The sequence below is a fragment of the Microseira sp. BLCC-F43 genome (assembly GCF_041929235.1).
In the GTDB taxonomy this organism is placed as follows: Bacteria; Cyanobacteriota; Cyanobacteriia; order Cyanobacteriales; family Aerosakkonemataceae; genus Microseira.
Map to the genome: position 1 here is coordinate 36,031 of NZ_JBHFNP010000066.1, position 18,900 is coordinate 54,930.

An 18,900-nucleotide genomic window follows, 5' to 3' on the forward strand; every position below is an offset into this window, starting at 1 on the left:
TAAAATCTGAAATCTGCAATCTGCAATTTCCTTAAGGCTCCACAAAACTGATTTCCGTTGGTTCTGTGACTTCGTAATCCCGTTCCCAACCTTCATTTTCCAACTTGATGTTTTGGATGGCGACAGCATTAGCATTCGCATCCAAATCTGGCATAGCTTGGTATTCTGAAACCCAGCAGCGGAAAACCCTATAAGCAATCGCTAACTGACCGGCTTCGTTGTAAACTTCGATGATAATATCTTTGCGAAAATCCTTGAGCGAAACTTCAGCACCCAAACCCGATCCGTAGTTCCAAACTTTATTCGCCCACTGCTCAAACTCGGTATCGTGAGTCACGCCGCGTTCTAAGGTAATTGCTTCGTACTCAGTTCGCCCTGGAGATTTGCGACTACTACTCGGATCTCCACCTTCCCTATGTTTTACCACTTCAGTCGTCCGCTTCAGTGCGCCGACTTTGCTCACCCCCGCCACATAACGCCCATCCCACTTAACGCGGAATTTGAAATTTTTGTAGGGGTCAAACCGCTGAGCATTAACGCTAAATTGAGCCATGATTCCTCCTGATACCATTTCCTACCCCCCTCTTACCCCCCCCTTGGCAAGGGGGGCTGGGGGGGATCGTTTTAAGTCACAAGCTGGGGGGGATCGTTTTAAGTCACAATTTGACCAGCCATTTGTTGAATCTTGATAATGACAAACTCGGCTGGTTTCAGCGGTGCAAATCCCACCACAATATTGACAATGCCTAAATTAATGTCATTCTGAGTGGTTGTTTCTCTGTCGCATTTAACAAAATAAGCCTCGCGGGGTGTTTTGCCTTGAAATGCACCTTGGCGGAAAAGATTATTCATAAATGCCCCGATGTTGAGGCGAATTTGCGACCACAATGGCTCGTCATTGGGTTCAAAAACGACCCATTTAGTACCGCGATAAAGACTTTCTTCGATAAACAAAACTAACCGACGCACGGGAATATATTTGTATTCGTCCGTTAGCTGATCTGCACCCCGTCTGGTGCGCGAACCCCAGACAACAGTGCCATATACCGGAAATGTCCGCAAACAGTTAACGCCCAAGGGATTTAAGACGCCGTTTTCTGGGTCGGTTAGGGTATAGGAAAGTCCAAGGACGCCGCGAATTACTGCCTCAGTTCCCGCTGGCGCTTTCCATACGCCTCGTTCGCTGTCGGTACGGGCGAATATACCTGCGATCGCACCCGATGGGGGCATATCTTTTAGGCGAAAACCGTCCAGCGGATCGGCTATTTGAATCATCGGGAAGAAAACCGCCGCATTTCTGCTTTTACTAACGCTATCTGCCCAATCAGCAATGTCTGCGAGCGTTTTTGTCGGCTCGGGGTCGATCAGGAAAAAGGCTCGACGTTCTTCGCAAAGAGCTGCTGCTGCTGCGATGACGCTAGCGGTTGCTCCGCCGAGCTTCGCGGTGCGGGGAATTACCAGTAAATTAAACAAATCTACATCTCGCAGGGCGTGGATGCCCGTCTTATCTGCCGCAGAACCGAGGAACTCACCCGCCCCAGGTTCTGTCCCATCGCTGCCCAAAACAGCTCCTGTTTGAAACCCAAATCCTGTCCCGGTTCCCAAGCTATATTCCTGCACGTTTACCAACGCGCCGCTACCCGCATCTAACAGAATGGCAGTCGCCGCGGCATCTGTAAAAGCGATCGATGCGTTAGGTGTCTCGGACGTACTGGCAAGGACGCGCAAAACAGTGCCGTTCAATTGAACAATCGCATTTTTTGTGGCGGGATGATCGATGTTCCGAATCAACTGTTGCAGGTTATCTCGCAAAGTTGTACCGCCCGCAAGTAACGATGTGGCAGGTAGCGGTTGATTCAATGCTTGGCAAACTGTCAAACCCGTGGCGTTATCGACGATATTGATATCGATATTGCCCGATACGGTTGTATTTGTGCCTAAAAGGTTGGCGAGGTCAGCGCTGGTTGTCCCTGTCTGTGCCGGACGACGGGAACTTGCCCCTTCTTTTTCTCGACCACCATTTTCTAGTCCTAGTTTCAGTTTGTCAGATGCATCAAGCGATCCGGCTATCGTTACCTGCACGGATGAATATTCTGGGTTTGAATTGTGCGAGATCAATTGCAGGTAATTGCCGCTGGCATCATCCGCCCCGAAACCATTGACTCGCTTCGCACTCATGTCGTTGCTTGTACTCAAACCAGCGGTTGTAATTGCAGCATTGACCGCAGTTACCAGCGCTGCCATTTTGTCAGGGGCACTGTTGATTGCCACTGGGTCAGCTAGCACTAAAGTAAATACACGAGTACCGTCAAGAATGCCTGCTATTGTCTTGTCTTCTGTCGTCAGCGTCGGAAACGAAGCCAGGTTACCACTCATACTGTAGCCGCTGGCAAAGCTCAGGGATTCAGTACGTTTGAGGCGAATCAGCTTCGATCCGCCTTTGACGACGTTGACCGCATAGGATGAAGAGCGACTGTTCATACTCAGGTTGCGGTATTGCTCCTTGGCAACCGGGATGAACTTGGTGTCTTGCAACTGGTATTGAGTCACCCCGAGGTTAAAGGTACTCTCGGGGTTGGTGGTAGCGTAATCAATATCCAAGCGCAGGTTATTGCCCCATACGCCTGGGTCTACTGCCGAGACTGTCAGTACTTCCTTACCGTTGATATCTTTGAGTTTGATTTGTGCTTCTTTTGCACCCTTTGCTACCCGCACCACATAGGCATCGGTGCCCCCATTTAAAAAGAATTGCTGGACGGCGTAGCCAATTTCGCTCTCAGGATGCAATCCGCCGAACTTTCGTTCAAAATCGCCAAAATTGAATATGCGTTTGGCCTTGTTTACCGGGCCGCGTGCCGTGTACCCGACAAATGCGGTTATCGAGGTACTAACTCCAGTAATCGTGCGGACACCGCTGGGTATTTCTTCTATATAAACGCCTGGATAAGTCGGTGTGATCGGCATAGGTTTATTCCTGTTTCTCATCGGGTTTAGTGACTTGCGGCTTTAGATCGCGTTTTGCCACAATTGCCTTCTTGGCGCGCGCCCTTGTGTATCGCCGCTTTGCACCTGGGAATATGGGCATAATGAGTATTTTTTCACTCCACAAATATTGGAGGCAGTCCCCAAAGCGAGCCTCAATATTCGGATTGAGCTAGTGCGATCGCTGCCCTAAAAGCTCTCCTTCTCTAACAGACTCTTATATAAAAAAAGATGCGCCAAACTTTTCTGGGATAGCGATTTTATCTGCTTAACCCTGGTCAATTTTGTCTTTTTAGTGGCTTTAATTATAAACTATTACCGCAATTTTCTTATGAGCAACCGTCATAAAACTTAACATCTGACGTGGGGACACGGGGACGCTCCCGACGCGGGGAAGTTTTTATTATAAGTAATTAAGCCGACATGATATGACACTCACCCATTCGGGTTTCTCTGAAAAATCGTCGGCAATGTTGTAGGGACACGGCAAGTATAAAATGTTTACTTGTACAGAATATTTCGGATGCCGTGTCCCTAATCAGAAACCCGGTTTCTACGAAAAATCGTTGGTTTGTCAACGAGAGTCAAGGTCTCACCTTTGTTTCTTTTCTGGTCTTGCGTAAGTCCTGAGTTCTTCAAGACACCAAAATTAGTAGGGAACATCACTAAGTTTTGTCGCCAAATCAAAATGTTTTGGATGTTCCCTACTGTATTAAATTGCTTTTGAGAAACTGCCAGCAGTTTTTTGGTGCAGAAGATAGGTATCAAAAACGGCAGCAATATTGCGGATTAGCAATCTTCCGGCAGGAGTTACCTGAATTCGATTGTGGAACATGCGGATTAGTCCATCCGCTTCCAGCTTTTTCAACTCAAATCGCTCGCGGGCGAAATACTCATCAAAATCTCGATCGAAATGCAGATGATACTTGTCTTCAAAATCGTCTTTGGACAGTTGGAATTGACACATTAATTCCATAATAGCTGTCCGACGAATCACATCATCTTGGCTGAGACTAACCCCTCGTTCAATCGGTAAAACTCCCGCATCAATCGCTTGATAAAAGTCTTTCAACCGCTTGTGATTTTGAACGTAGGCATCATGCAGCATACTAATCGAGGTAATGCCAAATCCGATCAGATCCGATTCTGGTTTGGTGGTATATCCCTGAAAGTTGCGATGGAGTTTTCCTTCCCGTTGAGCGAGCGCTAATTCATCGTTTGGTTTGGCGAAATGATCCATACCAATAAAATGATACCCGTTTTGACTCAGTTCTTCGATCGTCATTTGCAAAATATCGAGTTTTTCCGCAGCTTTGGGTAGCGCTTCTTGGGGAATCCTTCGCTGTACGGGTTTTATCCACGGTACATAGGCAAAATTGAACGCAGCAATCCGATCCGGAGCGAGTTTGATCGTTTTGTAAATAGTGTTGCGGAATGTATCCAGCGTTTGAAAGGGTAAACCATAAATCAGGTCAACATTGACACTCTCAAACCCCGCTTCGCGTATCCAATCCATGACATTAAACAGCATGGCTTCTGGTTGAATGCGGTTAATCGCTTCCTGCACTTGGGGGTTAAAATCTTGAATGCCAAAACTAATCCGGTTAAATCCCAAATCTTTCAAAAACAGAATGCAGTTTCGATCTAGATATCGGGGATTCACCTCAATCGAAATTTCAGCGTTTGCATCGAAGCGAAAATACCGATTGATTGTCGTCCATAACCTTTCAATTTGACTCAGAGAAAGATAGTTTGGCGTCCCTCCTCCCCAGTGCATTTGATGCACCGGACGATTGCAATCAATTAGCTCAGCCATCTGGCGAATATGACGTGCTGTATAGTCCAGATAAGGCTCTGCTACTTCTTTTCGCTGGGTAATAACGGTATTGCAACCACAGAAATAACAAACCGTTTCACAAAACGGGATATGACAGTAGAGAGATAGTGGCGTTTTTTTATAGTTACCGACTGCGATTGCCGCCCTAAAATCGACTAATTCAAACTCCGGTTTCAACTCCGTAGCAGGTGGATAGCTAGTGTAGCGCGGTAGAGATTGGTCGTACTTTCGGAGCAATGTTGAGTCAAATTGAACAGTAGGCAGCGAAAAGCTCATGGATTAATATTCCTCTGTTGGTTGGCAACTAAATCTACTTAACACAAGTTGCTAGTTATCAAGGGCGTTGCTAATTGCTAATTGCTAATTGCTAATCTTGGATTTTTACTGGCATTAGCCATGAGCCATTAGCCATTAGCCGAGCTTCGAGAGATAACTAGCAACTTACGTTACTACTAAATGGGGTGCAGAACCAGGATGAACTCGCTCTGTGCTACCGGGTTTATCCTGACGGGTGAGTAAATCGAAGACGTGTTCGCCAATTGCAGCTTTTACATCATCTTCTAGATCGTGAACCACATCCCGATTGAGTTGAAACGCATAGTTGGCTTCATCTACAATCCGTTGCATGGTTGCTTCGTCAATCGGTAAAGAGTTGAGCGCCAGACGATACTTTTCCTTGAATTCTCTTCTTGCTTCTGCTGTTGGAATTTGCTCAAATTCATGCAGTCCCGTACCGAGATCGGGGGGCAAATTCAGTGCCGAACGAACAATGTTTTTCAACGCCTGACCGCCTGACAAATCCCCCATGTAACGGGTGTAGCTGTGAGCAATCAGAAGCACGGGGTCGTTATTGGCGATTTCCTCCAGGCGATTGACGTAAACCTGACCTGCGGGTAACGGAGCAATTTGCTCGCGCCAGCTGTCACCGTAGTAGAATGCTAAATCTGCTCCACAAAACTTGACTAAACTTACCTAAAGTTCGCCATTCAACCAGAAATAACTTCTGGAGGGTCTGCTTCCTGCTTCAACCAAGGGAGTCGGCTCCAAATTGTCCACAGGCGTTAAGTTCCGACTAAGCCAGCCGTACTTGATCAGATGGGGCGCGCTCAAGATTGAGCGCGGCGTTCAGATCGCGGCATTGAACCTGCCCACAATGAGAACAGCGAAACACGCGGTCTGATAGTTTCATTGGTTGAACTTGATTGCACTGAGAGCAAGTTTTAGAACTCGGATACCATCGGTCAACCAATTCCACCCGCGTGCCGTAATGAGACTGTTTATACGTTAATTGACGACGGATTTCGTAAAAACAATGGTCGCTGATAGCGCTGGCTAACTTATGATTGGCAAGCATCCCAGCCACGTTGAGATCCTCGAGCCGAATGATTTTGGCTTTGCGACTCAAGTCTGTCGTCATTTTTTGGGTTGTATCCCGGCGAATATTGGCGATTCGTGCATGTAACCTAGCAAGGCGCATGTAAAACTTTCGCGCGTTAGCGGATGCTCTTAGCTTTAGCTTTTTACTTCCTTTGACTTGGTGACGATGGCGCCATTGCAGCTTGCTTAGCTTGGTTTTCGCTCGTTTGGTAGCAGTTGGCAGATGGTAAACAGTGCCATCGGAACAAGTCGCTAAAGTTTTGACGCCCAAGTCTACACCAATGGTTGCCATCGGATGCATCAACGGCGGTATTTTATCGACATCAAGAACAAATGAGACGAACCACTTGTCAGCCATTCTAGAAACTGTAAATGTTTGAGAACTGCAAGTAAAATCGATTCGTTCTTTAAGTCTAAATTCCTTGAGTCCTGGAAGTTTAATCCTTTTGCCAGGGTTGATTACTACCCGATTGGTAAATGGCAGCGCTGGCTTACCTTTTTCGGGATAAACACCCGATGTTTTGTAGACTCTGAACGAGTCGCCTTTCTTTCTGGTCTTCTTTTTTGGGAAGTCAGCTAACCCCTGACGCCATCTCGAAAACGCCTCTTTTAGATCGATGAACGCTCCTTGGTAAACGGTAGATGGATATTGTTTCATCCAGGCGTTTTCTGGCGCTTTCATCACCACTTGGGTGAATACTTGTTTGATGGCGTCAATCCGGCGGGAGTCCGACGCCTTGATGCCATCAAACTCCCAGCTGGCTTGAACCATGTACCACCCAAAGTTGTAGACCAAGCGCTTGAAACCAGCCAATCCACGCATCTGCGAGACTTCTCTGTTATTTAGTTTTAATTCTCGCTTCAGCGCATACATACTCGATACTCCAATTGATTTGTCAGTTTCTGCGGTTGTCCAAACTTAGTCGCCGTAACCAACTTTGAGCAAGTTTAGCTAAGTATTCGACTATTTAGTCATGCTCTCTCTAGATTTGCCGTGCGGTTTAGCTCAGGGAAATACATCGCCCCGACCGCTGGATGATCCTGGTGTCGCCGCAGTGCTTCTTCCAGCGTACTGTAAACAAAATACAGATTTGCCAGCAGCTTGCGGAATGGCTCTCTTTCAACAATCCCTTTGAGGAAACACTTCATATAAGCTGTGTTTTCTGCGGCGGTGTGAGAATGGGCGGTGCCTTCTCGCAGGCGGTTGGCTAAATCGTGACTCATCTAATACCTCACCGAAATGCTCGTAAAAACCACCATCTTTTACAGCAGATTGCACAGGAATTACCCACGCGGGGCCAAAAACAAAGGTGATGCGGCAATAGAGCGCCTCTAAACCGCCGATTTTTCCTATCACCCTTGTTTTTTAACGCCACGCGGCCTCAAAAACAAAGGTGATGCGGCAATAGAGCGCCTCTAAACCGACGATTTTTCCTATCACCCTTGTTTTTTTGCCTAAACGATCGCCATACAGCTAGACGGCTTTGTTTGTGTAACGGGTGCATTAATGCACCCGCTACACAATGGGATACCTGCGCGGGCTGCAAACCGCTATAAGTGGTGGATGGAGTGCGACACTGCATCGATCGCAATGCCGTCTCCCTGACTTAACTAACTTTATAGCTATGGGGCGATTTATTGAACGATAGTTTTCATAACTTAACAAAACAGGTCTTACGCAAAGAAACTAAGGTGATACGAAAAATCCTCGGTTTGGAAACGAGAGAGCCACGAAGAAACCGGGTTTCTGGCCGGGAGGGCAGCGAGCAGATTGTTTCGTTTTTCCTAAAAACCCGGTTTCTTTGCGTAATTACGACAAAATTGTCTGTATGTTGCGGTTTATTACTTTTTTCAACGAACCGTCTGTTCAAGAGGCGGCAAGTAGTATAACTTAAAAGCTATTGAGTTATCAGCCCAGTGGAATACGATGGTTAAATCTCCGGTAAAGCCCAATCTGGAAGGATCGGCAGCCAAGACGAAGGCACTGAAGGAAAACATCCTCACTCCCCGGTTTTATACAACGGACTTTGAAACGGCTGCACAGCTGGATTTGTCTGCTCAGGAGATGGAGTTGCAGGCGATGCTGGCAGAAATGCGAGCGGATTACAACCGCCACCACTTTGTGCGGGATGAGGCGTTCGATGAATCCTGGGAACACATTACGGGAGAAGCGAGACAGGCATTTATCGATTACTTGGAGCGATCGTGCGTTTCGGAGTTTTCCGGCTTTCTGCTGTTTAAGGAACTCTCTCGCAAGTTGAAAAATCGCAGTCCCCTGCTGGCGGAAATGTTTAACTTGATGGCGCGGGATGAAGCGCGCCATGCGGGATTCCTCAACAAAGCGATGGGCGATTTTGGTTCGACGATGGATTTGGCATACCTGACTAAAAATCGGGTGTATACGTTTTTCCCGCTTGAGTGGGTGATTTATACGGTCTATCTGTCAGAGAAGATTGGCTATTGGCGCTACATCATCATTTATCGTCATCTGGAAAAACATCCTGAGAATCAGTTCTACCCGCTATTCCGCTACTTTGAAAGCTGGTGTCAGGATGAAAACCGCCACGGGGATATTTTTAAGGCATTGTTGCGATCGCAACCCAAACTCTGGAAAACCTGGCAATCTCGTTTATGGAGCCGCTTTTTCCTGCTGACTGTCTTCGCCACCCATACCCTAACGGTTCACGAACGTACTGGCTTTTATCGGGTGTTGGGGCTAGATCCAACCGAGTTTGATGCCGAAGTGATTCGCAAAACTAACGAAACAGCTGCCCGCGCTTTCCCGTCCGTTCTCGACACGGAACATCCGGAGTTTTTCAATCGCTTGCGTCGCTGTTGCGATCTCAACGTGCAAATGTCTGATATCGATAGCAGTTCTCAACCGCAGTGGGTAAAGGCGTTACGCAAGTTACCGTTGCAACTCTTAATTGTCGGTCATCTACTGCGGATTTATCTGATTAAACCGATTGATGCAGAAGCGCTGCGGGGAATCGTGCGGTAGAAGGTTGCGAGCGATCGCTCTTTAGGGTCAGTGAGTTTGGGCGATCGCTTGATCGATCAACGCTAAACAAGCGCCCCGTTAAGGTTAGCGCCCCTTAATTCAGCTTGGGATAAATTAGCACCTCTTAAATCGGCATCCCTCAAATCGGCATCAATCAGGCAAGCTCTGCTTAAATTTGCACCTGTAAGGTCTGCCCGCGACAAATTTGTGCTTGCTAAGTTTGCTCTCACCAGTTGTGCTTGATTCAAGTTACAACCGCTCAGGTTAGCTGCTGTAATATCTGCCGCTGTTAAGTTAGCTTTGCTTAAGTTAGTGCCGCAGAGGTTAGCCAAATTCAACTTAGCCCAACTCAGATTGATGTCGCTTAAACAAAGCTGACTCAAGTTAGTACACCTCAAGTTGGCGTTGATAAAATACCTGTCTCCAATTGCATAGCGACGTCGCAGTTGATCAACGTTCAGTTGGAGCAAAACAGCTTCGCAAGCACTTTGGTAGCACCAAGAAGCTCCGACCAAATTAGCAGCAGCGTCAACAGCTATCTCGTCGCATTTCTGCATGACTACGCCATTGCTCCCGTCCCACTCACCGTTGAGCATAAATGCAACATCAGAAGCGGCGTTAACCGAATCAAACAAGATAATAGTTTGTTGCTGGCGTTTTAGCCAACCATTCCAATCAATTGAAAGGATATTTTTCACACCCGGCTTTGGGAAATCCACTATCTTTATTTTAGCCAGATTTATTTGCATCAGCTTTCAATACCCGCGATCGTTAACCGCTGCGCTTGTCCGCCCCAGAAATGAGACGGACAAGCGCAGCGGTTAGAACGAACTATAACGCCCTGCCTTCCTTACGCAATGCCAACTAATTTTGCGCTCAGATCCCACATGCGCTCGGCTTTTTCATCATCGCGCGCTTGGCGAGAAACTCTTTGAACAAACGATTTGCCATTTTTCTTCTGGCGATTCCCCCAACTCCAATAAGCACCGGATTGTCTGTACTCAGGATCTGCCATCACCGCTGCAACTCGCTCGCCTGCCAACTCCTGAGACACGTACCCTCCCGTGATGTACTTCTGGAACAAGGGGAAGAGTTTCTGAAACAAGGGGTAGTGATTGCGGAATAAGGGCGTATCGGCGACGCATCCGGGATAGAGAGAAGAGAAGGTAATTCCGGTGGATTCGTGATAGCGCCGATGCAGTTCGCGCATGGTCAGCACGTTGCAGACTTTGCTGTCTTTGTAAGCTTTGACGGGTTCAAATTTCTTGCCATCAGCCATCGAAACCGGATCTTTAAATCCTGCTTCAAAGCCCTCCAAATTTCCTAAGTCTGGACGCGGATAAACCTTGCCCCCCGGCTCATCTGGGTTGTGAGTTACAGTGCCTAAAATCACCAAACGCTTATCGGGATACACGCACTTTTTCAGATCTTCCAGCAACAGGTTGCACAAGAGGAAATGACCCAGGTGATTTGTTGTCATGGTCAATTCAAACCCTTCTGGGCTGCGCAACGGCTCTTTGAGCAAAGGCATATAAATTGCCGCGTTGCACAATAAAGCATTTAAGGGTCTGCCGCTGGCTTGGAATTCCCTCGCAAACCGTCGCACGCTGTCCAAATCCCCCAGGTCGATTTGCATCAGGGTGAAGCTACCCTGGGGTATTCCGACGGCAGTAGCCGCTTCTCCGCCCTTCCGCACATCCCGACAGGCCATAATTACATGCCAGCCCCGTTTGACAAGGGCTTTCGCTGTGTACAAACCCACCCCTGAAGAGGCTCCCGTAACGATCGCTGTTGACTTGTAATTTTGCACCATTTTGTTAAAACTTTGTTGATTGCTGTTGGTTGTGGGCAGGATCTCAAACCGCTGAGCCACCACTGGTGCGTTCGAGATGCCCTCATGATTATTTAGGATATTGGCAAAGCTGTCCAATCTCAACTGGGGTTAACTTAGGGGCTGTACCATCTCATAGTCATAACGATTAGGATTTTACTAAGGGGGTCAAATTATCTATCAAGACCATAAAAAATAACAATGGCTCATTTAACTCAACGTCGCCCTCAAAATGCCAGCGGCGATTTCTACGTCGATTCCACTTGTATTGATTGCGACACCTGTCGCTGGATGGCAAAAGATGTGTTTCATCGTGCTGGGGAACAATCGGCAGTTTATCATCAACCTGAGAACGAAACAGAAAGATTGCGAGCGATGCAGGCGTTATTATCTTGTCCTACGGCTTCTATTGGTACGGTAGAAAAGCCGAAAGATATTAAAGTCGCTCAGCAAAGTTTTCCAATTTTAGTGGAGGACAATGTTTACCATTGCGGCTACCATTCTGAGGCTTCCTACGCTGCGGCAAGTTACTTAATTGTAAGACCGGAAGGCAATATTTTGGTTGATTCGCCTCGGTTTGCAGCACCGTTGGTTAAGCGCTTAGAAGAGATGGGTGGCATTCGCTACATGTATCTGACGCACCGGGATGATGTGGCGGATCATCAGAAATTTCAGCAGCATTTTGGGTGCGAGCGCATCCTCCACAAGGATGATATAACTTCCGGAACTCGCGATGTAGAAATTCAACTTTCTGACACCGAGCCGATGCAATTTGCACCGGATTTGTTAATTATACCAGTTCCCGGTCACAGCAAAGGTCATACTGTTTTACTGTCCAACAATAAGTTTCTGTTTACGGGCGACCATCTCGCTTGGTCAGAAAGTTGGAAACAGTTAGTTGCTTTCCGAGATTATTGCTGGTATTCCTATGCCGAACAAATTAAATCGATGGAAAAATTGGCTGCATATTCCTTCGAGTGGGTGTTACCAGGTCACGGCAGGCGATATCATGCTGACCGAGAAACAATGGGGCAACTTTTGCAGCAATGTCTCGTTTGGATGAAATCGCAGTAATAGGGACAGGGCATTTTTTAGCTTGTCGCAATCTGAAAAAGAAACCCGGTTTTTCTAAAAAACCGGGTTTCTGCTTCAAGTCAAGAAAAACATTGAAATTACAATTTTGAAGACAAAACCTTTACCTCTCGCTCATCCTCTTGGGTGATGTCAGAGTATAGAGTAATTTTCCAGACTATAAATAGCAATCTACTTGACGCGCCTTGGTATTGATTGCTACCTTGTATCCCAACAAGTTAAAGCGATTTTATGAAGAATTTGTCATTATTGACTGGGACCTTTGGCATATTATCGACCGTGGTAGTGGCGACACCAGGATTGACTCAAACAGCAGCAGCACCTCGCCTACCTCGCACGCAACCTAATCTGACTTTTAACGTACAACGGCAATCTGGGGCATGTCCGAGGACGGTGAGTCTATGGCATTCGAGTCGTTATTATGAAGGCGGTGGGGAACATACAGCGATCGCAAATACGGCAGCGATCGCAGGCGCTGCTCGTTTAGTAGGTTCCAACAAAAAGTATGCCGAATTCCGAGCGCCTTTGCAAAGAGCCTACGCCTCTTGCGTCGGTCAAGCTAGGTCAAATGAGGATTATCCCTATTTGTTTCGCTTTGGCAGCGGTAACGTCACTTTTCGCGTAGAATTGCCGCCAGACACCCCAAGTAACCCTAGCACCATTAGCGATCGCACCGTTATGGCAAATCGTCCCATGGTGCGTTGGGCGATCGCCGATTAAAATTGCAGATTTTAGATTTGAGATTTCAGATTGAAATTTGCGTCTAAAATTAAGAGCAGTATTGGCGAGCGCTCTAATTTCATGACTTACTACGTTATCTACGACGGTAACTGCAATCTCTGCGTTTCCCTGGTGCAGGTGCTGGAAAAGTTAGACCAGGGAAAGTTATTTCTGTATGCCCCGATGCAGGATAAAGACTCTTTGAGCAATTTTGGCATAACGCCCCAAGATTGCGAAATGGGGATGATTTTAATTGATGCCAATCATCCTCAGCGACGCTGGCAAGGTAGCGACGCGGCGGAGGAAATTGGACGCTTGTTACCTGCGGGGGATATTTTTGTTACCGCGTATCGGGCGTTACCGGGGGTGAAATGGGTGGGCGATCGCGCTTACGAACAAATCCGCGATAACCGCTATACTTTGTTTGGCAAGCGTGACTCTATTTATCAACCTGCATATCCGATTGGGTGTAAAGCTGTTAGCAATTTCGCCGATGATACCTCGAATCAGCAATAGCTAATGGCTAATGGCTAATGGTAGAAATAGAAAATATTACCACGAGCAATTAGCAATTAGCAATTAGCAATTTACCTTTTTCCTTTAGCCACTAAGCAATTTTATGTCTATTGACAAATTAGAAGCAAAGCAGCTTTTAGAACGGATGATTTTTGAAGATTTGCCTCCTGGGGATTGGGTACAGGATGTTTGGGGATTGAGTCCTGTGTTGGGAGATAGTGCAGCAAAATTGCTAGAAGCTTTTGAAATGTTGCTCGAGTGTTGTTCTGAAGAGAAATTAGAAAATTTGCTGGAATCTTTGTATCAGGAGCAACTGGAATGATGAATGCAAAGTTTTTAAACCCGATTCCTGGGATGTCTTTAATATTTCTCTGGCTAGCATATGCACTACTAGGTTGGCATCTTTCGGCTCACCACATTGTTTGGCTTGTGGGGGCTTTTGTAACCATCGTAGTTCTAGCGGTGATTCGGAAGAGTATTTCTTGGGTAGAAAGTTTGATGAATGTGAGGTCTCAACTTTTGAGTCTCATCTTAGTTTTAAGTGTATCGATTGGTTTAATCGCCTCTTGGTCGATATTATTTGAGCTTTTTCTGTTGCCGCTAGCTACAACAGTTTTAGCGGATTTAGAAATGCGGGTTTCTGGCTTTAGCCCACTCGATAGCTTTTTAGTTTTAACGATCCTAGCAGCGTTGGGTTTAGCCGTGGGCGAAACGATAGATATTTTATTTTTACCCAGTCTCAGGTACTGATGAAAGGGAATTGGTAATAGGTAATGGGTAATGGGTGAATTGAGTTGTTAGTTGCGTTGAGTAGATCGCATTCGTTGGATTTCTCGAAGGTTATTTTGAGCATCGACAAAGTTAGGGTCAAGTTCGACGGCTTTTTGCAAAGCAGCGATATGCATACCCTAGCTCGCGCGAACGCTTCATCTAATTTCTTCTGGTCAAACAGCACAATGCCTAGATTGTAGTAAGCAACGGCATTGTTGCGATCGAGTTCGATCGCTTTTTGGAAGGCAGCGATATGCATACCCTAGCTCGCGCGAACGCTTCATCTAGTTTCTTCTGGTCAAACAGCACAATGCCCAGATTGTAGTAAGCAACGGCATAGTTGCGATCGAGTTCGATCGCTTTTTGCAAGGCAGCGATATGCATACCCTAGCTCGCGCGAACGCTTCATCTAATTTCCCTTGCTTTCTTAGCACAATGCCCAAACCGTAGTAAGCACGGGCCTCGTTGGGGTCAAGTTCGAGTGCTTTTTGGAAGGCAGAGATCGCTTCATCCAATTTCCCTTGGTTTCTCAGCGCATGACCCAAACCGTTGTAAGCAGGGGCATAGTTGGGGTCGAGTTCGATCGCTTTCCGCAAGGCGGCGATCGTTTCATCCAATTTCTTCTGCAAATACAGCGCATTGCCCAGATTGTTGTAAGCAACGGCATCGTTAGGATTAAGTTCAATAACTCTGCGAAAAATGCGTTCTGCCTCAGAGAAATTGCCAGCCTTCTGAGCTGCATTACCTTGCTGATACAGTTGTTGAACACTCTGATCTACTGCTATTTGAGGAGTTGATCGCATTTGTTGAACTGCTCTAAGATTGTTTTGAGCTTCGACATTGTTTGGGTCAAGTTCGATCGCTTTTTGGAAGGCAGCGATATGCATACCCTAGCTCGCGCGAACGCTTGATCCAATGAACCCTGCAACATCAGCACAATGCCCAGATTGTTGTAAGCAAGGGCATAGTTGGGTTCGAGTTCGATCGCTTTTCGCAAGGCAGCAATCGCTTCATCGAATTTCTTCTGCTCAGATAGTACACTGCCCAAACTGTTGTAGTAAGGAGCAAAGTTGGGGTCGATTTCGATTGCTTTGCGCAAGGCAGCGAGCGCTTCATCGAATTTCCCCTGGAGTCCCAGCGCATTGCCCAGATTGTAGTAAGCAATGTCATAGTTGGGGTTGAGTTCGATCGCTTTTCGCAAGGCGACGATCGCTTCATCGAATTTCTTCTGTTTGGTTAACACATAGCCTAGAAGAAAGTGGGCACGGGCATCGTTCGAGTTGAGTTGGACAGCTTGGCGACACGCAGTTACTGCCTCGTCTATTTTATTTTGGTCATCCAGCACGTCGCACAGACGCTGATAAGCTGTTCCATCCTTGGGGTTAAGTTCGATCGCTCTGCGAAAAATGCGTTCTGCAAGAGCAAAATTGCCAGCTTTCTGCGCTGCATCACCTTGCTGATATAATTGCTCCACACTCTGAGCCGCTGCTATTTGAGGAGTTACTAGCAGCGATAAACTCACCAGTAGGGGTAAAAACCGAGTTAACATAGTTCAGTTTTTGGGGTAATGGGCAAGGTTTAGTCTCGCAATCCCAACCTTCAGGCAAGGTGTGTCTGGTTGATGCACCACATATCATGGATTGTGAATTCTATTGGGTGATATGGGTTATATCCCTCCGTTTATGCAAATCTTCCGATTTGATCTCGCCCCATCTCTTAGCTATCGCTCTCGCCGAAGCGAGGCATATCCCGCCCCATTACCTAAAGATTCGTAACCGCATCTTGACCGCTGTCCCCAATCGGGCTATGCTCTCTCTTTAAGGTTGCTTTAGTTCAACGACAGCAACCCGTGTCCGTCAAAAATCTAGTAACGCTGCCCATAGCCGCTGACAACAGCTACGGACAGCTTAACCCCCACACTGTTCAAATCAGTCTGGAGGCTAACAGAGAATTTTAACATTCTCCTTAGCCACCCTGCTTTGCGCTGCCTGCGGGGTGGCTAGATTTTTTGGTTTCAAATCCAAAAAACAGGAGAAAATATCATGGCCCAAGAGTTTTTCTCGGACTCTACCGGATCGGATCGTCCTAATTCTGACGCCTTTGAACCGCAACGGGAAAAAGTGCAGTTTATGATTATCAGTTCCCGCGAAGGAGTGCAAGAACAAATCCGCAATTTTTACGTAATGGGATTTGCTCAAGTGGACGAGTGGGGTCCCTTGACGCCAGCACCCAATTCTGATCGGGTGATGACTATCCTGGTTCGCTACCGGAAAGTAGGATCTACCGATTCATAGAAAAACACGGGAAGCGGGTTCCTCAGACACTTTAGTGCCCAGAGGGAAGCGACACGAGCGGTTTTAACCGCCGTGGTATCTCAGCATCACCGATGGTGGGGATCTTCAATATACCGCTTTATCGCCTCACTGCTAACATTACCAGCAGTACTGACAAAATAGCTGTTCGTCCAAAGTGACGGCAGCTTTTTTAATTGTGGGAATTCTTGCCGCAGATAGTAGCTAGACCGCCCCTTAAACGCCTTAACAACTAAGTGAGGAGTATCAACGGGTTTAACACTGATAAATAAGTGAACGTGGTCGGGAGCAACTTCTGGGGCCAGAATGTCCCAACCCTTCTCTGTCGCCAGATCCAAAAAGATTTGTCTCAGTCTTGTTGCTATATCTCCGACCAAAACTTTCTTCCTTCGCTTGGGAATCCAGACAAAGTGATAGTTAACCAAAAACTTAACGTGATTGTGCGTTTGATATTCTTTCTCTCACAGCATAATTTGTCGTTTTGTCACGTTTAATTGACACCGCCATCATAGTCGATTACTATAAGTGATTCAACTAGGGCAAGAGGTCATGCCAAAAGCTAAAATTAAAACTTATATGGGCGTCCAGCAAGTTTTGCTGCAACCCGATACCGCAACACGCTCGTTGCTCTTGTACGTTTGTCAACAGTCAGGCAAGCTCTACAACAATGGGGTTGACTAGGCCAGAAAAATTTTATTTAAAACTGGAAAGTTGTTGAACGGAAAGTTAGAATTAATCTACGAACCATCAGTTTCAAAATCAACGATTGCTCAATCTTTGCCTTCAACGCCGATGCAACAAACACTGATGTCAGTGGCAGAAGCTTTCAAATATTTTAAGGAGTTGAGAGATTTGCATCTCAAAGGGAAATTGCATTTCAGGCCAAGACAGCCAAATTATCTCAAAGGGTCAAAATTATTTAAGGTGACCTATCCCAACACTGGCGCGCAGAGGCCGATGTTGGTAGATGGTAAGCTAAGATTTTCCCTGGGGTTGACAATCAGAAGGTGGTTTGGGATATGCGAATTCTTTCTCCCTATGCCTTCAAACATTGAATAATCAAAAGTTAAAGAGTTCACCATTATACCCAAAAACGGTGCTTTTTATCTTGCTCTATCCTACGAAGTTCAAAAAGAAAAGCACGACCTAGATGTTGGTCGTGCTTTGTCAATCGCTCTGGGAACCGCCGATAATTTAGCCGCCTGTGTCGATACGTTGGGTATCCCCCCAACCCCCCTTATTAAGGGGGGCAGGGGGGATGCTCGCGCTATGAAGGCGATGAATCAATTGTGGAATAAAAAGGTATCGACCCGTAAAGAAGGCAAGCCGGAAGGATATTGGAATAAATGGTTAGACCGAGTTACCCAAAAGCGCAACCATCAAATGCGCTTCGGGCATCAATAAGGCGGCGAAGTTAATCCTTCAAAATTGCTTGAAGTATGATATTGTCACCCTGGTGGTCGGATGGAATGAAGGTTTTAAGACCGATGCCAATCTTGGTAAGGTTAATAACCAGAAGTTAGTTCAAATGCCGCTAGGGAAATTGAAGGAACGGCCAAAACAGCTTGGCGAGCTGCACGGTATTCAGTTTGTGGAAACCGAAGAATCCTACACCTCGAAAGCGAGCTATCAAGATGGTGACTCCCTGCCCAAATATGGTGAAAAACCAGATGGGTGGAAAGCATCGGGTAGGCGAATTTCGCGGGGATTGTATCGCTTTGCTAATGGCTCAATTGTGAATGCAGATCTCAATGGTGCTGCAAATATCCTCAAAAAAGTAGCCAGCTTTTCTTCGCTTAGACTTAGGCTTACTGGGTAGGCGGTGTTTGACGACCGCAGCGAGGGTTAGACTTTGGCAACTGCCTCTGCCTTCCCTGTCCGCAGAACGAGAGCGGCTTGATCCCTGAGAGTGTCAACCAATCAGTAATCGGGACGGTAACATATTAATCCGTAGGGGCACGGCATCATAATTATTTCGCAAAAACAGATAACGTCGATCGTGCCGTGCCCCTACTCGATCGCCGCGCCAAGAAACCCGGTTTTTTGTATAAACCGGGTTCTACTACTACCTACCGATTCAATCAATCGGAAATCGGGACGGTAAGATATTTAGGACTGACGCTTGGGCGACCTACCACCTTTGTTTCTGTGTTCAGAGAAACAAAGGTGATTGGCGTAAGTCCTGATATTACAATCCGTAGGGGCACGGCAACAATCATATTTTCCCAGTTGCCTCCGGTTTCTTGGCGTAAGTCCTGATATTACAATCCGTAGGGGCACGGCAACAATCATATTTTCCCAGTTGCCTGGAAGATTGTTGATGCCGTGCCCCTACTGCTAATTTACCGACTTTCCCGATCAGCCAAGGATTTTTCATTTCTGGCGGTGAGTGCAACGATCCCCCCAACCCCCCTTGGTAAGGGGGGTTGGGGGGGATCGCTGCGTCAACAAACCGTAGTAG

At 46.8% G+C, this 18,900-nt stretch carries 23 protein-coding genes and 2 pseudogenes; 11 read left to right on the forward strand and 14 right to left on the reverse strand.

Annotated elements, in window-relative coordinates:
* Nucleotides 1-31 precede the first annotated feature (31 nt).
* The 6 genes and pseudogenes from ACE1CM_RS10935 to ACE1CM_RS10960 form a co-directional block, all read right to left on the reverse strand.
* Nucleotides 32-553: a phage tail protein gene (locus tag ACE1CM_RS10935; RefSeq protein WP_374877448.1), complete on the reverse strand. Its 522-nt coding sequence runs from the start codon at nucleotides 551-553 to the stop codon at nucleotides 32-34.
* A 98-nt stretch (nucleotides 554-651) separates the two neighbouring features.
* Nucleotides 652-2,964, reverse strand: coding sequence for a phage tail sheath family protein (locus tag ACE1CM_RS10940; RefSeq protein ID WP_374877449.1), 2,313 nt, complete (start codon nucleotides 2,962-2,964; stop codon nucleotides 652-654).
* 730 nt (nucleotides 2,965-3,694) lie between these two features.
* Nucleotides 3,695-5,095: an oxygen-independent coproporphyrinogen III oxidase gene (hemN, locus tag ACE1CM_RS10945; protein ID WP_374877450.1), complete on the reverse strand. Its 1,401-nt coding sequence runs from the start codon at nucleotides 5,093-5,095 to the stop codon at nucleotides 3,695-3,697.
* A gap of 165 nt (nucleotides 5,096-5,260) precedes the next feature.
* Nucleotides 5,261-5,755: pseudogene (locus ACE1CM_RS10950) on the reverse strand (heme oxygenase (biliverdin-producing)); the annotation flags it as partial.
* Nucleotides 5,756-5,891: 136 nt separating this feature from the next.
* Nucleotides 5,892-7,070, reverse strand: coding sequence for an RNA-guided endonuclease InsQ/TnpB family protein (locus tag ACE1CM_RS10955; RefSeq protein WP_374877451.1), 1,179 nt, complete (start codon nucleotides 7,068-7,070; stop codon nucleotides 5,892-5,894).
* 98 nt (nucleotides 7,071-7,168) lie between these two features.
* A complete protein-coding gene (locus ACE1CM_RS10960; RefSeq protein ID WP_374877452.1) occupies nucleotides 7,169-7,420 on the reverse strand; it encodes a biliverdin-producing heme oxygenase in 252 nt (83 codons plus the stop codon).
* Nucleotides 7,421-8,123: 703 nt separating this feature from the next.
* Here ACE1CM_RS10960 and acsF point away from each other — a divergent pair.
* A complete protein-coding gene (acsF, locus tag ACE1CM_RS10965; RefSeq protein ID WP_374877453.1) occupies nucleotides 8,124-9,197 on the forward strand; it encodes a magnesium-protoporphyrin IX monomethyl ester (oxidative) cyclase in 1,074 nt (357 codons plus the stop codon).
* A gap of 62 nt (nucleotides 9,198-9,259) precedes the next feature.
* On the opposite strand, the gene ACE1CM_RS10970 is transcribed toward acsF, so the two are convergent.
* Together ACE1CM_RS10970 and ACE1CM_RS10975 are read right to left on the reverse strand one after the other, a co-directional pair.
* The gene (locus ACE1CM_RS10970; protein WP_374877454.1) at nucleotides 9,260-9,946 is read right to left on the reverse strand and encodes a pentapeptide repeat-containing protein; all 687 of its coding nucleotides are present in this window, start codon (nucleotides 9,944-9,946) and stop codon (nucleotides 9,260-9,262) included.
* Nucleotides 9,947-10,047: 101 nt separating this feature from the next.
* On the reverse strand, nucleotides 10,048-11,010 hold the full coding sequence (locus ACE1CM_RS10975; RefSeq protein ID WP_374877455.1) for a protochlorophyllide reductase: 963 nt from the start codon (nucleotides 11,008-11,010) through the stop codon (nucleotides 10,048-10,050).
* Nucleotides 11,011-11,229: 219 nt separating this feature from the next.
* On the opposite strand from ACE1CM_RS10975, the gene ACE1CM_RS10980 reads away from it, so the two are divergent.
* The 5 genes from ACE1CM_RS10980 (at nucleotide 11,230) to ACE1CM_RS11000 (ending at nucleotide 14,106) form a co-directional block, all read left to right on the forward strand.
* A complete protein-coding gene (locus tag ACE1CM_RS10980; RefSeq protein WP_374877456.1) occupies nucleotides 11,230-12,102 on the forward strand; it encodes an MBL fold metallo-hydrolase in 873 nt (290 codons plus the stop codon).
* Between the two features lie 249 nt (nucleotides 12,103-12,351).
* Nucleotides 12,352-12,840 carry a hypothetical protein gene (locus tag ACE1CM_RS10985; RefSeq protein ID WP_374877457.1) on the forward strand — a complete coding sequence of 163 codons (489 nt, stop codon included), beginning with the start codon at nucleotides 12,352-12,354 and terminating at the stop codon, nucleotides 12,838-12,840.
* Nucleotides 12,841-12,921: 81 nt separating this feature from the next.
* Nucleotides 12,922-13,356 carry a thiol-disulfide oxidoreductase DCC family protein gene (locus ACE1CM_RS10990; RefSeq protein WP_374877458.1) on the forward strand — a complete coding sequence of 145 codons (435 nt, stop codon included), beginning with the start codon at nucleotides 12,922-12,924 and terminating at the stop codon, nucleotides 13,354-13,356.
* 103 nt (nucleotides 13,357-13,459) lie between these two features.
* Nucleotides 13,460-13,678, forward strand: coding sequence for a hypothetical protein (locus ACE1CM_RS10995; RefSeq protein ID WP_374877459.1), 219 nt, complete (start codon nucleotides 13,460-13,462; stop codon nucleotides 13,676-13,678).
* Complete coding sequence (locus tag ACE1CM_RS11000) at nucleotides 13,675-14,106, forward strand: hypothetical protein (protein WP_374877460.1); 432 nt, start codon at nucleotides 13,675-13,677, stop codon at nucleotides 14,104-14,106. Before ACE1CM_RS10995 ends, ACE1CM_RS11000 begins: the two co-directional genes overlap by 4 nt.
* Here ACE1CM_RS11000 and ACE1CM_RS11005 read toward each other — a convergent pair.
* From ACE1CM_RS11005 to ACE1CM_RS11020, 4 genes are read right to left on the reverse strand one after another with little or no spacing between them, the layout of a single operon-like run.
* On the reverse strand, nucleotides 14,096-14,386 hold the full coding sequence (locus ACE1CM_RS11005) for a tetratricopeptide repeat protein (protein WP_374877461.1): 291 nt from the start codon (nucleotides 14,384-14,386) through the stop codon (nucleotides 14,096-14,098). The genes ACE1CM_RS11000 and ACE1CM_RS11005 overlap by 11 nt on opposite strands.
* The gene (locus ACE1CM_RS11010) at nucleotides 14,317-14,496 is read right to left on the reverse strand and encodes a tetratricopeptide repeat protein (RefSeq protein ID WP_374877463.1); all 180 of its coding nucleotides are present in this window, start codon (nucleotides 14,494-14,496) and stop codon (nucleotides 14,317-14,319) included. The genes ACE1CM_RS11005 and ACE1CM_RS11010 overlap by 70 nt, the downstream gene beginning before the upstream one ends.
* Complete coding sequence (locus tag ACE1CM_RS11015; RefSeq protein WP_374877464.1) at nucleotides 14,412-14,930, reverse strand: tetratricopeptide repeat protein; 519 nt, start codon at nucleotides 14,928-14,930, stop codon at nucleotides 14,412-14,414. Before ACE1CM_RS11015 ends, ACE1CM_RS11010 begins: the two co-directional genes overlap by 85 nt.
* Nucleotides 14,909-15,676: a tetratricopeptide repeat protein gene (locus tag ACE1CM_RS11020; RefSeq protein WP_374877465.1), complete on the reverse strand. Its 768-nt coding sequence runs from the start codon at nucleotides 15,674-15,676 to the stop codon at nucleotides 14,909-14,911. The genes ACE1CM_RS11015 and ACE1CM_RS11020 overlap by 22 nt, the downstream gene beginning before the upstream one ends.
* Before the next feature lie 493 nt (nucleotides 15,677-16,169).
* On the opposite strand from ACE1CM_RS11020, the gene ACE1CM_RS11025 reads away from it, so the two are divergent.
* Nucleotides 16,170-16,421, forward strand: coding sequence for a hypothetical protein (locus ACE1CM_RS11025; protein ID WP_374877466.1), 252 nt, complete (start codon nucleotides 16,170-16,172; stop codon nucleotides 16,419-16,421).
* A gap of 86 nt (nucleotides 16,422-16,507) precedes the next feature.
* Here ACE1CM_RS11025 and tnpA read toward each other — a convergent pair.
* Nucleotides 16,508-16,900, reverse strand: a pseudogene (gene tnpA / locus ACE1CM_RS11030) (IS200/IS605 family transposase); the annotation flags it as partial.
* An 88-nt stretch (nucleotides 16,901-16,988) separates the two neighbouring features.
* On the opposite strand from tnpA, the gene ACE1CM_RS11035 reads away from it, so the two are divergent.
* From ACE1CM_RS11035 to ACE1CM_RS11050, 4 genes are all read left to right on the forward strand, one after another.
* A complete protein-coding gene (locus tag ACE1CM_RS11035) occupies nucleotides 16,989-17,120 on the forward strand; it encodes a hypothetical protein (protein WP_374877467.1) in 132 nt (43 codons plus the stop codon).
* Nucleotides 17,121-17,153: 33 nt separating this feature from the next.
* A complete protein-coding gene (locus tag ACE1CM_RS11040; RefSeq protein ID WP_374877468.1) occupies nucleotides 17,154-17,498 on the forward strand; it encodes a hypothetical protein in 345 nt (114 codons plus the stop codon).
* 105 nt (nucleotides 17,499-17,603) lie between these two features.
* Nucleotides 17,604-17,843: a hypothetical protein gene (locus ACE1CM_RS11045; RefSeq protein ID WP_374877469.1), complete on the forward strand. Its 240-nt coding sequence runs from the start codon at nucleotides 17,604-17,606 to the stop codon at nucleotides 17,841-17,843.
* 28 nt (nucleotides 17,844-17,871) lie between these two features.
* Complete coding sequence (locus ACE1CM_RS11050; protein WP_374877470.1) at nucleotides 17,872-18,258, forward strand: hypothetical protein; 387 nt, start codon at nucleotides 17,872-17,874, stop codon at nucleotides 18,256-18,258.
* Between the two features lie 396 nt (nucleotides 18,259-18,654).
* Here ACE1CM_RS11050 and ACE1CM_RS11055 read toward each other — a convergent pair.
* A partial coding sequence (locus ACE1CM_RS11055) for a hypothetical protein (protein ID WP_374877471.1) occupies nucleotides 18,655-18,900 on the reverse strand: 246 nt, incomplete at its 5' end.

What these genes read in the sequence shown, in the direction of transcription:
- ACE1CM_RS10935 (WP_374877448.1), bottom strand. Translation starts at nt 553, where the DNA reads ATGGCTCAATTTAGCGTTAATGCTCAGCGGTTTGACCCCTACAAAAAT.
- ACE1CM_RS10940 (WP_374877449.1), bottom strand. Translation starts at nt 2,964, where the DNA reads ATGCCGATCACACCGACTTATCCAGGCGTTTATATAGAAGAAATACCC.
- hemN (WP_374877450.1), bottom strand. Translation starts at nt 5,095, where the DNA reads ATGAGCTTTTCGCTGCCTACTGTTCAATTTGACTCAACATTGCTCCGA.
- ACE1CM_RS10955 (WP_374877451.1), bottom strand. Translation starts at nt 7,070, where the DNA reads ATGTATGCGCTGAAGCGAGAATTAAAACTAAATAACAGAGAAGTCTCG.
- ACE1CM_RS10960 (WP_374877452.1), bottom strand. Translation starts at nt 7,420, where the DNA reads ATGAGTCACGATTTAGCCAACCGCCTGCGAGAAGGCACCGCCCATTCT.
- acsF (WP_374877453.1), top strand. Translation starts at nt 8,124, where the DNA reads ATGGTTAAATCTCCGGTAAAGCCCAATCTGGAAGGATCGGCAGCCAAG.
- ACE1CM_RS10970 (WP_374877454.1), bottom strand. Translation starts at nt 9,946, where the DNA reads ATGCAAATAAATCTGGCTAAAATAAAGATAGTGGATTTCCCAAAGCCG.
- ACE1CM_RS10975 (WP_374877455.1), bottom strand. Translation starts at nt 11,010, where the DNA reads ATGGTGCAAAATTACAAGTCAACAGCGATCGTTACGGGAGCCTCTTCA.
- ACE1CM_RS10980 (WP_374877456.1), top strand. Translation starts at nt 11,230, where the DNA reads ATGGCTCATTTAACTCAACGTCGCCCTCAAAATGCCAGCGGCGATTTC.
- ACE1CM_RS10985 (WP_374877457.1), top strand. Translation starts at nt 12,352, where the DNA reads ATGAAGAATTTGTCATTATTGACTGGGACCTTTGGCATATTATCGACC.
- ACE1CM_RS10990 (WP_374877458.1), top strand. Translation starts at nt 12,922, where the DNA reads ATGACTTACTACGTTATCTACGACGGTAACTGCAATCTCTGCGTTTCC.
- ACE1CM_RS10995 (WP_374877459.1), top strand. Translation starts at nt 13,460, where the DNA reads ATGTCTATTGACAAATTAGAAGCAAAGCAGCTTTTAGAACGGATGATT.
- ACE1CM_RS11000 (WP_374877460.1), top strand. Translation starts at nt 13,675, where the DNA reads ATGATGAATGCAAAGTTTTTAAACCCGATTCCTGGGATGTCTTTAATA.
- ACE1CM_RS11005 (WP_374877461.1), bottom strand. Translation starts at nt 14,386, where the DNA reads ATGCATATCGCTGCCTTCCAAAAAGCGATCGAACTCGATCGCAACAAT.
- ACE1CM_RS11015 (WP_374877464.1), bottom strand. Translation starts at nt 14,930, where the DNA reads ATGCGATCAACTCCTCAAATAGCAGTAGATCAGAGTGTTCAACAACTG.
- ACE1CM_RS11020 (WP_374877465.1), bottom strand. Translation starts at nt 15,676, where the DNA reads ATGTTAACTCGGTTTTTACCCCTACTGGTGAGTTTATCGCTGCTAGTA.
- ACE1CM_RS11025 (WP_374877466.1), top strand. Translation starts at nt 16,170, where the DNA reads ATGGCCCAAGAGTTTTTCTCGGACTCTACCGGATCGGATCGTCCTAAT.
- ACE1CM_RS11035 (WP_374877467.1), top strand. Translation starts at nt 16,989, where the DNA reads ATGCCAAAAGCTAAAATTAAAACTTATATGGGCGTCCAGCAAGTTTTG.